A 13,044-nucleotide genomic window follows, 5' to 3' on the forward strand; every position below is an offset into this window, starting at 1 on the left:
AGATGTGTATAAGAGACAGGGACTGCCCCGTCGTCATCTTCGTCCAGGCCTGCGGCCTTCCCTTCAGATTCCCTCGGGCGCATCGAGGTTGCTCGCCACCCAGGCGCCCGCGCCGACGGGCTACGTGCGTACAGATTTGATGCGCCGCTAGAGCGGGGTTCGGTTTCGAGTCTTGCGATGCCCGTCAATTGCGGCCGCCCGGGCGGCCGCAATTGACGTACGTTGGGCGTGTCGTCGGGGGTTTGCGCGCTCGCGCGAATGTGGCGGGATGGCTCTTTTTTTGCAAGATCTGCGTTTGTATCAGGAACGAAGATTGCTGGCAGACGGCCTGACCCAAATGCTATTGTTTTTTCCGGCATGGCCGGCACGGGCCGTCCATGCACCACCGGGCGTCCGCGGGCTGCGGGCGCGTATCTTGGAGGCACCCCATGAAGAAAATCTCGATGCTGGTCGCGGCGCTTGCGTTCGCAGGCGCGTCTGGCGCGGCGCTGGCGGAAGACGTGTCGATGTCGTTCCTGAGCGTGGACGGCGTGGGCAAGAGCGCTGGCACGATCACGCTCAAGGACACCAAAGGCGGGCTGCAGCTTACGCCGCATCTGAAGGGCCTGCCGCCCGGCGAGCACGGCTTCCATGTGCATGAGAAGGGTTCGTGCGAGCCTGGCATGGTGAACAACCAGATGGCGGCTGGCGGCGCGGCGGGCGGGCATTTCGATCCCAAGGGCACCAAGGCGCACAAGGGGCCGATGGCGACTGACGGGCATCAGGGCGATCTGCCGTTCATCGTGGTCGCTGCCGACGGCACGGCGACGAAGGCGGTGGTGGCGCCGCATCTGAAGCTGGCCGATGTGAAGGGCCGCGCGGTGATGGTGCACGTGGGCGGCGACAACTACAGCGATACGCCGGCGCCGCTGGGCGGCGGGGGCGGCCGGCTGGTTTGCGGGGTGGTGAAGTAGCCGCTTGGGCGGTCAGGCCGTGCCGTTGCGGCCGTACAGACGGTAGCCTGCGCGTTCGGCGAGGCGGTCGTAGTACGCGGCGACGGCCGGCAATCGCGGCTTGTCGAAGGGCGTGCTGAACCAGCGGTTCACCGACAGGCCGACCGGTATGTCGGCCAGCGAGAACGCGGGGCCGGCGACGTAGCCGCCGGCCTGTTCCAGGCGCCGGTCCAGTATCGCCATGAAGCTCGCCCATTCGCGGCAGGACGCTTCGATCGCGGCGCGGTCGCGGTGGGCGGGAGATTCGCGCACCAGGGCCATGAAGGCGTAGCTCCAGGAACGATTCAGGTCGGTGGCCTGCCAGTCCATCCATTGGTCGACGCGGGCGCGCAGCCTGGGTTCGGCGGGGTACAGGTCCAGCCCGCCGTATTGCGCGGCCAGGTAGCGGATGATGCTGTTGGACTCCCACAGCACGAAGTCGCCGTCCTGGATGACGGGCACCATCGCGTTCGGATTCAGCGCCAGGAAGGCGGGCTCGCTGGTGGGTTGGAACCCGGAGCCCCAATCTTCGCGCTCGAAAGGCAGGTCCAGTTCGGCGCAGGCCCAGAGCACCTTGCGCACGTTGATGGATGAGGCTTTACCCAGGATCTTCAGCATCTTGCCGCCGCCGTGTTGACTGACCGGGGCAGTCTAGCGGGCGGCGGCGGGCGCGCACAGATACAGATTGCCGGTTTTGCGTGCGCAACAGCGTTCAATAGGCGCCGGCTTCGGGCTGGGTGCGCAGGCGCAGCACCGGCGAGGTATACAGCACCACGAATTGCACGGCAAAGCCGGCGGTCGATACCCACAGGCAGGCTTCGACGCCGGCGCGGGCGGCAAGCGCGGCGCCGATCAGCGCGCCGACCGGGCGGGCGCCGAAGGTGGCGGTCAGGATGACGGCGGACACGCGGCCCAGCAGGGCGTTGGGGGTGATTGCCTGGCGCAGCGTGGTGGTGGTGATGGTCCAGAGGATGGGACCCGCACCGAACAGGAAGAAGCCCGCTGCCGCCCACGCGCCGGACGGAAACGCCAGCGTGGAGAGCAGGATGGCGCTTGCGATCAGCGCGGCCAGAGGGCCGGCGGCGATCATGGCGCCGAAGCTCAGCCGCTGTGCGAGCCAGGGCGCGAGCAAGGCGCCGGCCACCATGCCGCCGCCATACACGCCCAGCGTCAGGCCGACGGCCGTGGCCGACAGGCCCAGCCGTTCGATGGCGTAGGCCACGTAGATGGCCTGCAGCACGAACCAGGCGGTATTGAAGAATACGGCGGTCACCAGCACCGGGCGCAGCAGCGGATGCGTGAGGACGAACGCCGCGCCCTCGCGCAGTTCCTCCAGCACGCGGCGGCGCGGCGCTGGGCCGGGAGTGTCGTGGGGCAGGCCGGCCAGCAGCAGGGCCGCCAGCAGCGACAGCACGGTGGCCAGCACATACGCCGAGGGCGCGCCCATCCACCCGACCAGCGCGCCGCCGGCGGCTGGCCCTGCGGAAAAAGCGGTACTGCGGGCCAGTTCCAGCCAGCGGTTGGCGCTGGCAAGTCCGGCGGGCGGGACCAGCCGCGGCACCAGCGCCGGCGCGGCCACGTTGTAGGCGACCGTGCCCACCGCGCCCAGGAAACCGAGCGCGGCCAGCCAGCCCAGATTAAGTCCGCCCGTGGCCAGCAGCGCCAGCAGGCCCAGCAGGCTGGCGGCGCGCACGCATTCGGCGGCGGTCATCAGGGCGCGCCGTGACATCCGGTCGGCCAGCACGCCGGCAGGCAGGGACAGCAGCAGGAAGGGCAGGGTCTGGGCCGTCTGCAGATAGCCCGTCTCGGCAGCGCTGGCGCCCAGCGCCAGCACCGCGACCAGCGGGGCGGCCGCAAGCGCCATCTGTTCGGAGAATTGGGCGGCCAGGTTGGAGGCGGCCAGGCGGCGGAACGCTGAGGGCAGGGCGGGCATGGGGCGCGGACGGCGGAAACGACAAGGGCACGATCATGATCGTGCCCTTGTCCTCCGGCACTCCGTTCCTTGCCATGGGCAAGGCGCGCGCGCCGCTTCGCCTCTTTCTCAGGGGATGGGCGGATAGTCGCCGAAGCCGTCCGGCCAAGGCGTCAGCACTTCATAGCCGGTCTCGGTCACGACCACCATGTGCTCCCATTGCGCCGACAGCGAGCGGTCCTTGGTGACTACGGTCCAGCCGTCGGGCAGTTGCTTGGTCTGGGGCTTGCCGGCGTTGATCATGGGTTCGATGGTGAACATCATGCCGGGCTGCAGCACCATGCCTTCGCCGGGGCGGCCGTAGTGCAGCACTTGCGGATCGTCGTGATAGATCTGGCCGATGCCGTGGCCGCAGTATTCCCGCACGATGCTGAAGTGCTCGCGGTGCGCCACGGTCTGAATGGCGTGGCCGATATCGCCCAGCGTCGCGCCGGGCTTGACGGCCATGATGCCGGCGCGCATGGCTTCGTAGGTGGTGTTGACCAGGCGCCGCGCCAGCGGGCTGGGCTGGCCCACGTAGTACATGCGGCTGGTGTCGCCGAACCAGCCGTCCTTGATAACGGCCACGTCGATGTTGAGGATGTCGCCGTTCTTCAACACCTTGGCCGACGGAATGCCGTGGCAGATTACGTGGTTGGCCGAGGCGCAGATGGTCTTGGGAAAGCCGTGGTAGCCGACGTTGGCGGGTATCGCCTTCTGCACGTTGACGATGTAGTCGTGGCAGATGCGGTCCAGCTCATCGGTGGTGACGCCGGGGCGGACGTGTTCGGCGATCATGTGCAGCACTTCCGCCGCCATGGCGCCGGCCTTGCGGGCCATTTCGATGTCGGCGGCGGACTTGATGGAAACCTTCTTCGCCATTTACGCGGCCTCCTGCTGGGCTGGTTGTGGCAAGCCTTGGGACAAGGAGGCGATGGCGAAGCCCTCGGCCTGTTCGATGCGGATCAGCAGCTGGCAGATGTCGGCGTGGCGCAGCTCGGGGTAGAGCTCGGACAGCATGCCGATGCGCATCCAGTGTTCGGCCTGGGAATTGATGGAGCGGCTGAGCGCGCCGCTGGCGACGCGGAGGTTCTCATGCATCTGCTCGGAGATCTTGACGATGCCCATGGAGTTAATGATCCATATATGGTTTGTATATGGATCGTATCTTACCGCCGATGGGCGGCAGGGCGCAAATCGGGAGGGGGCTAGCGGCCCTTGCCGCGCGCCGTCTTCTTGGCGCCGGCGCGGGGCGCGGCCTCCTTGGGCGGGGGCGCGATGGCGGCGTGCACCTGCTCCATCCACATCAGCGCGTCGGTGTACGACAGGAACTGCTGCAGATAGCCGGGCGACACTTCGCGCATCAGCGACAGTGCGCGGTGCACCAGCTGATTGGAGTTGAGCGGGCCGGCGTTCTTGTGCACCTGCTCCTGGGACTGCCGCACCTGGCGGTCGGCGCTGACCCGCGACCAGACGCCGCGGAAGTACTCCAGCGTTTGCAGTTCAGGATAGGTGGCGCGCAGGTCGGCGGCGCCGCGCGCGTCGGGGCCGGGATCGGCGATATAAGCCGTCAGCGCCGCCAGCGGTCCGGGTTCCGGGATGGCGGAAGCCGGCGCGGGGGCATATTCGGCCGCATCCACGGGCGCGCCTTCCAGCTCGGTCTCGTAGGCCTGGATCAACGCCGCCAGCTTGACGTCCAGCAGTCTGCGGGCTTCGCCGCCCTGTGCGGCTGCGCGCCGTTGCAGCGCGTCCATGAACTGGAAGCGGACCGGGGCCACACGGTCGGCGCCAGCCTCGCGCCAGGCGTCCAGCATGGCCCGGGCGTCGATGATTTCGCCGCGGGTGCCGTCACTGGCCATGCGAGGTCCCGGCGTCGCTGGAGGGCTTGGGGATGGGCGCGATTTCGACCCGGCGGTTCTTGGACCGGCCGTCCTCATCCGCGTTGGAGGCCACCGGCTGTTCGGAACCGAAGGCCGCGGCGAATACGGCCGACGAAGGCACGCCCTCGTCGATCAGCGCGCGCGTCACCGTCAGGGCGCGCTGCGCCGACAGGTCCCAGTTGTCGGCGAAGCGCCGGTTGCCTTCGCGCACCTGCTGGTCGTCGGTGTAGCCGCTGACCATCAGGATCTCGTTGTGCGACTTCAGATAGGCAGACAGGGGTTCGATCAGGCTTTTCAGGACTTCACGGCCCTCGGGCTGCAGTTGGTCCGAGTTCAGGGCGAACAGGACGCTGCCGCTGATGCCGATGCGGCCGTCGATCAGGGTCACGCGGCCGGCGGCCAGCGGACCCGCCAGCGCCTGCTCCAGCGTTTCGCGGCGCTGGGTTTCGACCTGGCGCTGCTTGACCTCTTCCTCCAGCTGGGTGGACAGCTGCAGCTGCACGGCGACGACGCTCACCAGGATCAGGACGAAAGCGCCCAGCAGCACCGACATCAGGTCGCCGAAGACGGCCCAGGCCGGGACTGTGGGCTCCACGCCGCCGTCGATGTCCTCGCTCATGCCGCTTCCGCTCCGGCCGTCGCGCGCTGAATAGCGAGCTGCTGCAGGTTCTCGATGATCTGCTTCTGCGACACCATGCTCAGGTCCACCACTTCACGGGCCTGCGCCACGTAGTAGGCGAGCTGCTCGTCGCCGCGCGCGATGGACTTGTCCAGCGCCGCTTCGATGCGTTGCAGGTGTGCCACCAGCTTGTCGTTGGACTCGCCGAAGAGCTGCACCGCAGTACCGAAGGATTCGCCCAGGCTGGCCACTTCGGCGGCCCCGCTGGCGACCTGCGCGGCCACCTCGGCCAGCTTGCCGGTTTCGGCCTGCGCCTGTTCGGTGAACTGCGTGCCGACGCGGTCCAGCAGCTCTGCCGACGAAGACACCAGCGCGTCCACGGCCGTGCGTTGCTCGGCGGCGGTGTGGTTGACGGCGTCCAGCAGGGTGCCCAGGGTTTCCAGCAGGCGGTTGCGTTCTTCCAGCATGTCGTTGTCGCGCTCCATGCTGTCGGAGAGCTTCTGGCGCAGTTCGCCGATGACTTCGGCGGCGGCGCGCGGCGCTTCAGAGGCGGCCTGCACCAGGCGGCCGATCTCGGCGATGGTGTCGTTGGCGCTGGCCTGGGTCTGCGCGCTGATGTCCTGTGCCGTGATGGCCAGCGTGTCGCAGATCTGCTGCTGCTGGTTGGCGGTGTAGGAACTGGTCTGTTCCCATTCGGTGCGCAGCGAGTCGGCGATCGTGCCGAGCTTGCCGGTCCAGACTTCCAGGCGCGCTTCGTCCTCGGCGGCGAGCGCATTCTGCAGGTCCGTCTGCGATTGCTCCAGCGTTTGCAGCAGGGCGGCGGAGTGTTGTTCGAATGCCGCGGCGGCGGCTTCCAGCGCCTGCTGGTTGTCGCCGGCCAGCTTGGCGTTGGCTTGCTCCTGGCGTGCCTGCGCCTCGGTCCAGGCCTGGGTGACGCCGGTGGCCGCCGTTTCCAGGCGGGCCGACACGCTTTCCAGCAGACCAGCCTGAGCCTGGGTCTGGGCGGTAATGTCGCGCGCGGTCTGGGCCAGGGTGTCGTTGACTTCCAGCTGGCGCAGGGCGGCCTGGGTGCCGGCCTGTTCCCATTCCTGGCCGAGCTTGGCGGCCATGGCGGTGAGCGTGCCGGTCCAGGCGGCCAGGCGTTCCTGGTCGCGCGAGGCCAGCGCGGCCTGCAATTCAGCGTGCGACTGGTCCAGCGTTTGCAGCAGCGCGGCGGAATGCTGTTCGAAGGTGGCGGCGGCGGTCTCCAGCGCTTGCTGGGTGTCGCCGGCCAGCTTGGCGTTGGCTTGCTCCTGGCGCGCCTGCGCCTCGGTCCAGGCCTGGGTGACGCCAGTGGCCGCCGTTTCCAGGCGTGACGACACGCTTTCCAGCAGGCCGGCCTGAGCCTGGGTCTGGGCCGTGATGTCGCGCGCGGTCTGGGCCAGGGTGTCGTTGACTTCCAGCTGGCGCAGCGCGGCCTGGGTGCCGGCCTGTTCCCATTCCTGGCCGAGCTTGGCGGCCATGGCGGTCAGTGTGCCGGTCCAGGCGGCCAGGCGTTCCTGGTCGCGCGAGGCCAGCGCGGTTTGCAATTCGGCGTGCGACTGGTCCAGCGTTTGCAGCAGCGCGGCGGAATGCTGTTCGAAGGTGGCGGCGGCGGTTTCCAGCGCTTGCTGGTTGTCGCCAGCCAGCTTGGCGTTGACCTGTTCCTGGCGGGCTTGCGCCTCGGTCCAGGCCTGGGTGACGCTGCCTGCCGCCGTTTCCAGGCGGGCCGATACGGTTTCCAGCAGGCCGGCCTGGGCCTGCGTCTGGGCGGCGATGTCGCGCGCGGTCTGGGCCAGCGTATCGCTGGCGGCCTGTTGGCGGGCCACGGTGTCGGCGCCAGCCTGCTGCCATTCCTGGCTCAGCGTGGCGGCCATGGCGGTGAGCGTGCCGGTCCAGGCGGCCAGGCGTTCCTGGTCGCGCGAGGCCAGCGCGGCCTGCAATTGCGTGTGCGACTGGTCCAGCGTCTGCAGCAGGGCCGCGGAATGCTGTTCGAACGTGGCGGCCGCGGCGGCCAGGGCCTCGCGGTTGTCGCCTGCCAGCTTTTCGCCAGCCCGTTCCTGGCGTGCCAGCGCGGTGGCCCATTGTTCCGAGACGCCGTTGGCGGCCGCTTCCATGCGGGCGGATACGCCTTCCAGCAGCCGGGCCTGGACTTCGGCCTGCGCGGTGATGTCGCGCACGGTCTGCGCCAGCGTGGCGCTGATGGCTTCCTGGCGTTCGGCGGCCTGCGCGCCGGACTGTTCCCATTCCTGGCGCAGCGTGGCGCCCATGGCGCCCAGGGTGTCGGTCCAGGCGGCCAGGCGCTGCTGGTCGCGCGAGGCCAGCTCGGACTGCAGCAAGGTGTGCGATTGGTTCAGCGTGCGCAAGAGCGAGGCCGAATGCTGCTCGAAGCTGGCTGCGGCCGCGGTCAGGGCCTGCAGATTGTCGCCCGCCAGTTTTTCGCTGGCCTGCTCCTGGCGCGACAGCGCCTGGGTCCAGGCTTGCGACATGCTGCCCGACGATTCCTCCAGGCGCGAGGACACGCTGTCCAGCAGGGCGGCCGAGCGCTGTTCGAAGGTCTGCGCGAAGTGGTCGAGCGAGGCGCGCAGGTCCTGGGACAGGGCCTCGCTGGCGCGCTGCTGGCCGGCCAGGGCCTGGTTCCAGATGCCGGCGACATTGCTGGTGGTGGCCTGGAAGCCCGAGGTCAGTCCTTCCAGTTGGCGCTGCACGGCTTGCGTCACGGTGTCCTGCAGGGAAGCGGTTTCGCGCGACAGGCTGGCCATCGTCGCTTCCACCACGGGTTGCAGGGCGGCGCCGGCCGAGCGCGCGCTTTGCGACACGCTTTCCTTCATGGACTGTTCCATGACGGCGGCCAGGCGCGAATAGGCCGCCTCGGCCTTGCCCTGGAACGCGTCCTGGCTGGCCATGTGGCGGTCGCTCAGGGCCTGGTTCTGGCGGGCCATGTCGCTCATCATGGCTTGCAGCTTGTCCACCAGGGTAGGCATGGCTTCCGCCTGGCGCTGCATGACTTCAGCCTGGCGTTGCAGCAGCTTGAAGGATTCCTCGCGCTGATAGCCCTGCGAGTACACGCGCAGCGTGGTCGCGGCCTTGCTGTCCAGCAGTTGCGCGGCGCGCACGCGTTCGCGGCGGCACAGGGCTGCCAGCAGGCCCAGCATGGCGGAGCTGGCCACGCCGGCGATCGAGGTGCCGAAGGCAAAGCCCAGGCCCTTGACCGGCGCGGCGAGCGAGGCGCGGATGGCGGCCAGATCGGTGGCGCTTTCCAGCGCCAGGCCGGTGCCGCGCAGGGTCACGACCATGCCCAGGAAAGTGCCCAGCATGCCCAGCAGCACCAGCAGGCCGACCAGGTACGGCGTCAGCGCCGGTCCGGGCAGGCCCGCGCGCTCGCCTTCGATGCGCAGCCGCGCGGCGTTGCGCAGGCCCGGCGGCAACTGGTCCAGCCAGGATCCCAGATTGCCGGGCGCTTCGGACAGGCCCGAGAGCGCGCGCGTCAACGAGGATGTCGCCTGCTGGTAGCGCAGCAGTTCCAGCGCGCCGGCCAGGTAACAGACGGCTATCAGCAAGGTCACGGCCAGCGCCAGCGGGTTGGTGCCCGCATAGCCCACGCCGATCCAGCCCACGACGGCCAGACCCGCCAAGAAAACTACGAGATTAGTCAGATATTTGGACATAGTGTCCCGGTTAGCTGGCGCGAAGGGTGGCAAGCAGCCCTTCGACCGGTTGTAAACGAACATCCAATTCGGCAAGCAGCACGCTGCGCATGTCTTTGCGGAACGTGTCCAGCCAGGCGCCCGGCGTTATCGATGCCGTCGCCGGAGCGGGCGCCGCGCCCGTCTCGACCGCGGCATCGCCTTGCGCCTCGGCTTCGGTCTCGCCTTGCGCTTGCGCCAATGCGGCAGCCTCGGCCAGGGCCGCGGCCTCCGCGTCGCGCAGGCGCTCGAAATGGCCTTGCAGCAATTTCGGAATCGCGCCGAACAGCGCGCGTTCCTTGGGCAGCAGGGCGCGGTCCATGATGGCGTCGACCACTGCCAGTCGCGTCATTTCGCCGTTTTTGGCTGCGACCATGCCGCGCAGCCGGCTGCGCAAATTGCCCACGGCGGTTTCCATCGTGTGCTGCAACGACAGATAGCGCTGGCGAAAATTCGCGTAATCGGCGTCGGCCTCGGCCAGCGCCGCCAGTTGCTTGGCGGGCGCGGGCGCTTGTCCCGGCGTGCGCCGCTTGGCGGCCGTGGCCGCGGTGTCGCTGGCGATGGCGTCGGCCAGCGTGGTCCGCACGCGTTCGCACTCGCGCTCTTCGGCGCTGCTGAACATGCGGGCGCCGGGGGCGATCACCGGCGGGCTGGTGTTCAGCGCCGCGGAGAGCGCGATCGCGTCCGTCCAGCCGAGCCATTGGCTCAGATGGTCCGAGAGCGATTGCCTGGATTGCGGAACATCGACATCCGTCAGGCGAGTCAGCAAGCGAATGAGCGTCGGGCCGCTTAAACCTGTGCGCTGTGGGGCCTGCAACATACCACCAGAGTCAAAAAGGGGGGAGTTTACACGGTGGAGGGCGGCGCCAGGGGCGGGGAACGGGCGACAAGGGCGTGCCGCCCGAAAAAAGAGGGTCGCATCATCTGCCGATGCAATATTGTGACGGGATTATGCCACCCGGCGAATCCGGAGTTCTGGCGCCAGGCCATGCGCCGGATTGTCCAGGTAGTCCGCCAGAAAATCGATGAGGTACCGGGTCCGGGCGGGCAGCAAACGGGTTTCGGTCACGGCGTGGACCTCGATCGGCCCCAGGCTCCAGGCCGGCAGCACGCGCGCCAGCTCGCCCGAGCGCAGCCGGCCGCTTTCGTCGCCGCCCAGCGCCGCGATGCCGGCGCCCAACACGGCAAGCTGCCTGGCCATGCAGGCGTCGTTGGCGCCGTAGCGGTGCTCCACCGGAACCAGCAACTGCTCGCGGCCGCGCTGTAGCGGCCAGGGCGCGGGCTGCCCGCCGCCGGCGCGCAGGCCGATGCAGTCATGGCGCGCCAGGTCCGCGGGGCTGACAGGCATGCCGCGGGCGGCCAGGTAGGCGGGCGAGGCGTACAGGCCGGCATGGACCGCGCCCACGCGGCGCGCCACCAGCGACGAGTCGGGCAGTTCGCCCAGGCGGATCGAGACGTCGCCGATCTCGGGCGGCTGCTCGGCGAACTCGGGTCCGGCCACGCTCATCTGGAGCCGGATATCCGGGTAGCGGCTGCCGAATGCCACCAGGGCGGGCATCAAGGCGTCCAGCGCATACGCCGCAGGCAGCTGGACGCGCAGCGGCCCGCTGGGAAGTTCCAGTTGCTCGCGCAGTTCCTCGTGGGCGATCTCGGCTTCTGCCACGATGCGGCGGCAGCGTTCGAAGTACAGCCGCCCGGCATCGGTCAGCTCCACGCGGCGCGTGTTGCGGCTGAGCAGCCGCAGGCCCACCGAGCGTTCCAGTTCGGCCACGTGGCGCGACACCGTGGAGGTGGGCATGCCGAGCGTCGCGGCGGCCCGGCTGAAGCTATGCGCCTTCGCCACTTCGGCGAACAATTCCATGCCTTGCAGGCGTTTCATGAGTGCATCTCCCGCGCGGTCCGGACGGATCAGCGCCATGTTCCATTGCTTGATGTGCGTGTTGCCGGCGGCCCAGGGAAGGCCAGCCGTCGCAGGAGGGCATTGTCGGCACGGGGTTTTAATAATTCTTTAAAGCGCCGCCGCGCCAGGGGAAAGAGGCAGTCCGCCCCGCCTGGAAAGGCGGGGCCTGCGCCGGTTTCAGCGTATCTCGGGATAGCCTGCCGTCACGGCGGCTTGCGCCATGTCGCCCAGGACAGAGTAGGCGGCCGGATCCGGGCGGGCGAAGCGCGCGACATGCGCCGCGCGCAATAGCGGCTGGTGCGCCGGATTCTCGTGCATGGCAAGCAGGGCATCCGACAGGGCCTGCGTGGCGGCCGGGGCCACGTCGGGTCCGGACACCAGGAGGGGATTCGGCGTCCATGGCGTATACGCCAGCGTGCGCAGTCCGGCCAGCGCGGCCGGATCGTGCGCGCGCAGCAGATCCAGATACCAACTGTCGGCCGCGGTCAGGTCGATCTCGCCGTCAGCCAGCGCGCGCAGCAGGCCCCGCGGGTTGCCATAAGGCCCCTTGGACGCTGCGAACAGTGAGCCGCCAGCCGCGGCCAGCCCGGCCAGCGCCGCGCGCGGCGCATTCCAGCCCGATTGGGAGTCACGCACCATCCAGCCATAGCGGCTGCCGGCCGCATCAGCCAGCGAGGACCAGCCGCAGTCGGCGCGCACCAGGAATTCGCTGCGATAGCGCGGCAGGCCTTCGTAGGCCGGCCAGTCCGGCACCACCGCAGCGACCGCCGCAAAGGCCCGGCCCGCCTGCAGCGCGTTGACGTAGGGCCAGCCGCACATGAAGACGCCGCACAGGCCGGGCCGTTCCCAGAGTTCGCCGATGGGCGTGGGCCAGCCGTGCTCGACGAAGCGCACCTCCAGTCCGGCGCTGGCGTGCGCGGCCTGCAGCAGCGCATGCCAGGCAACCCGCGCCGCGGGCGCCACGTCGTACATGCGCGTCGAAGTGATGAGATCCATGGCGCTGCGCCTATGCAAATTTCAAGGTCTGGCCCAGGCCCATATTGCGGGCCTTTTCCAGCATGGCGTGGCCCAGCGCGATGTCGGTGGTGGACAGGCCGCGGTGCCAGAACAGGATGGTTTCGTCATCGCGCTCGCGACCCGGCTTCAGGCCCGCCACGATCTGGCCCAGTTCGGCGTGCAGGTTTTCTTCCGTGATGCGGTCGCTGTCGACGTGGGCGCGCAGCGCGCCATAGGGCAGCCCCTTGCGGCATTGGCCCCAGTCATCGACCACCACCTTGCTCATGATGTCGGTCAGGCTCAGTTCCACCGCGCTCATGGTGCCGTAGGGCATGACCAGGGCGCCGGGCTTGATCCATTCGGTCTTGAGCAGCGGCGTGGGTTCAGGCAGGCGCGAGGCTTCGACCACGATGTCGGCGCCGCGCACGCAGGATTCCCAGTCATTGACGACCTTCACCGGTTTGCCCAGGTCGCGCGACAGGCGCTCGCCAAAGGCCTGCTGGCTTTCCGGCCGGCGCGAGTGCACGCGGATTTCGTCAAAGTCGTAAAGGCTGTCGAGCAGCCGCACGTTCCAATAGGAAGTGCCGCGCGACCCGATATGCCCCAGCACCTTGCTGTTCTTGCGCGCCAGGTACTTGGCGCCCAGCGCGGTGACGGCGCCGGTGCGCATGTCGGTGATGGCGGTCGCGTCGACCACGGCCAACGGCTTGCCGTTGACCGGATCGAACAGATTGAGCAGGGCCATCTCCGAAGGCAGGCCGACTTTGTAGTTGTCGACGAAGTCGCTGACCACCTTCACGCCCGCGACGTGCAGCGGCTCGATGTAGCCGCGCAGCACATTGAAGTGCCCTTTGGCGGAAGACTCCGGCACCAGGTGCATGCGGGGTTCGATGACGGTCTTGCCGCGTCCCTGGGCGTCCAGCGCGCTTTGCACCGCGGCCAGGATTTCCGCATCGGTCAGCGCCAGCGCGCGCACGTCAGGGCCGTTCAAATAGGTGATGTCTATGGATTGCATGATGTCTC

The 13,044-nt window shown here is 68.8% G+C and carries 12 protein-coding genes; 1 reads left to right on the forward strand and 11 read right to left on the reverse strand.

The window, feature by feature from the left end:
- The first annotated feature begins 428 nt into the window (after positions 1–428).
- Complete coding sequence (sodC, locus tag DXK93_RS03895) at positions 429–953, forward strand: superoxide dismutase family protein (protein ID WP_054456408.1); 525 nt, start codon at positions 429–431, stop codon at positions 951–953.
- A gap of 12 nt (positions 954–965) precedes the next feature.
- Here sodC and DXK93_RS03900 read toward each other — a convergent pair whose 3' ends face one another.
- From DXK93_RS03900 to DXK93_RS03950, 11 genes are all read right to left on the reverse strand, one after another.
- Positions 966–1,589: a glutathione S-transferase family protein gene (locus tag DXK93_RS03900; RefSeq protein WP_054456409.1), complete on the reverse strand. Its 624-nt coding sequence runs from the start codon at positions 1,587–1,589 to the stop codon at positions 966–968.
- Positions 1,590–1,683: 94 nt separating this feature from the next.
- Positions 1,684–2,904 carry an MFS transporter gene (locus DXK93_RS03905; RefSeq protein ID WP_119449394.1) on the reverse strand — a complete coding sequence of 407 codons (1,221 nt, stop codon included), beginning with the start codon at positions 2,902–2,904 and terminating at the stop codon, positions 1,684–1,686.
- 108 nt (positions 2,905–3,012) lie between these two features.
- Positions 3,013–3,804, reverse strand: a complete 792-nt coding sequence (gene map, locus DXK93_RS03910; protein ID WP_054456411.1) for a type I methionyl aminopeptidase — start codon at positions 3,802–3,804, stop codon at positions 3,013–3,015.
- Positions 3,805–4,050, reverse strand: a complete 246-nt coding sequence (locus tag DXK93_RS03915) for a ParD-like family protein (protein WP_054456412.1) — start codon at positions 4,048–4,050, stop codon at positions 3,805–3,807.
- An 80-nt stretch (positions 4,051–4,130) separates the two neighbouring features.
- A complete protein-coding gene (locus DXK93_RS03920) occupies positions 4,131–4,781 on the reverse strand; it encodes a DUF2894 domain-containing protein (RefSeq protein WP_119449395.1) in 651 nt (216 codons plus the stop codon).
- Entirely contained in the window at positions 4,771–5,421 is a 651-nt protein-coding gene (locus tag DXK93_RS03925; protein ID WP_054456414.1) for an OmpA family protein, read from the reverse strand. Before DXK93_RS03925 ends, DXK93_RS03920 begins: the two co-directional genes overlap by 11 nt.
- Positions 5,418–9,107: a DUF802 domain-containing protein gene (locus tag DXK93_RS03930; protein WP_119449396.1), complete on the reverse strand. Its 3,690-nt coding sequence runs from the start codon at positions 9,105–9,107 to the stop codon at positions 5,418–5,420. Before DXK93_RS03930 ends, DXK93_RS03925 begins: the two co-directional genes overlap by 4 nt.
- A 10-nt stretch (positions 9,108–9,117) precedes the next feature.
- On the reverse strand, positions 9,118–9,945 hold the full coding sequence (locus DXK93_RS03935) for a DUF3348 domain-containing protein (protein WP_119449397.1): 828 nt from the start codon (positions 9,943–9,945) through the stop codon (positions 9,118–9,120).
- 129 nt (positions 9,946–10,074) lie between these two features.
- Positions 10,075–11,004, reverse strand: coding sequence for a LysR family transcriptional regulator (locus tag DXK93_RS03940; RefSeq protein WP_175181285.1), 930 nt, complete (start codon positions 11,002–11,004; stop codon positions 10,075–10,077).
- Positions 11,005–11,202: 198 nt separating this feature from the next.
- Positions 11,203–12,021, reverse strand: a complete 819-nt coding sequence (locus DXK93_RS03945; protein ID WP_119449399.1) for a phosphate/phosphite/phosphonate ABC transporter substrate-binding protein — start codon at positions 12,019–12,021, stop codon at positions 11,203–11,205.
- 10 nt (positions 12,022–12,031) lie between these two features.
- The gene (locus tag DXK93_RS03950) at positions 12,032–13,036 is read right to left on the reverse strand and encodes an ornithine cyclodeaminase family protein (protein WP_054456417.1); all 1,005 of its coding nucleotides are present in this window, start codon (positions 13,034–13,036) and stop codon (positions 12,032–12,034) included.
- Between the last annotated feature and the right edge of the window lie 8 nt (positions 13,037–13,044).

The organism is Achromobacter sp. K91 (genome assembly GCF_003576205.1).
GTDB lineage: Bacteria > Pseudomonadota > Gammaproteobacteria > Burkholderiales > Burkholderiaceae_B > Achromobacter > Achromobacter aegrifaciens.

Excerpts from the sequence above, each read along its gene's own strand:
- DXK93_RS03915 (WP_054456412.1), bottom strand. The coding sequence starts at position 4,050 with ATGGGCATCGTCAAGATCTCCGAGCAGATGCATGAGAACCTCCGCGTC.
- DXK93_RS03950 (WP_054456417.1), bottom strand. The coding sequence starts at position 13,036 with ATGCAATCCATAGACATCACCTATTTGAACGGCCCTGACGTGCGCGCG.
- DXK93_RS03940 (WP_175181285.1), bottom strand. The coding sequence starts at position 11,004 with ATGAAACGCCTGCAAGGCATGGAATTGTTCGCCGAAGTGGCGAAGGCG.
- DXK93_RS03930 (WP_119449396.1), bottom strand. The coding sequence starts at position 9,107 with ATGTCCAAATATCTGACTAATCTCGTAGTTTTCTTGGCGGGTCTGGCC.
- DXK93_RS03925 (WP_054456414.1), bottom strand. The coding sequence starts at position 5,421 with ATGAGCGAGGACATCGACGGCGGCGTGGAGCCCACAGTCCCGGCCTGG.
- map (WP_054456411.1), bottom strand. The coding sequence starts at position 3,804 with ATGGCGAAGAAGGTTTCCATCAAGTCCGCCGCCGACATCGAAATGGCC.
- DXK93_RS03935 (WP_119449397.1), bottom strand. The coding sequence starts at position 9,945 with ATGTTGCAGGCCCCACAGCGCACAGGTTTAAGCGGCCCGACGCTCATT.
- DXK93_RS03945 (WP_119449399.1), bottom strand. The coding sequence starts at position 12,021 with ATGGATCTCATCACTTCGACGCGCATGTACGACGTGGCGCCCGCGGCG.
- sodC (WP_054456408.1), top strand. The coding sequence starts at position 429 with ATGAAGAAAATCTCGATGCTGGTCGCGGCGCTTGCGTTCGCAGGCGCG.
- DXK93_RS03905 (WP_119449394.1), bottom strand. The coding sequence starts at position 2,904 with ATGCCCGCCCTGCCCTCAGCGTTCCGCCGCCTGGCCGCCTCCAACCTG.
- DXK93_RS03900 (WP_054456409.1), bottom strand. The coding sequence starts at position 1,589 with ATGCTGAAGATCCTGGGTAAAGCCTCATCCATCAACGTGCGCAAGGTG.
- DXK93_RS03920 (WP_119449395.1), bottom strand. The coding sequence starts at position 4,781 with ATGGCCAGTGACGGCACCCGCGGCGAAATCATCGACGCCCGGGCCATG.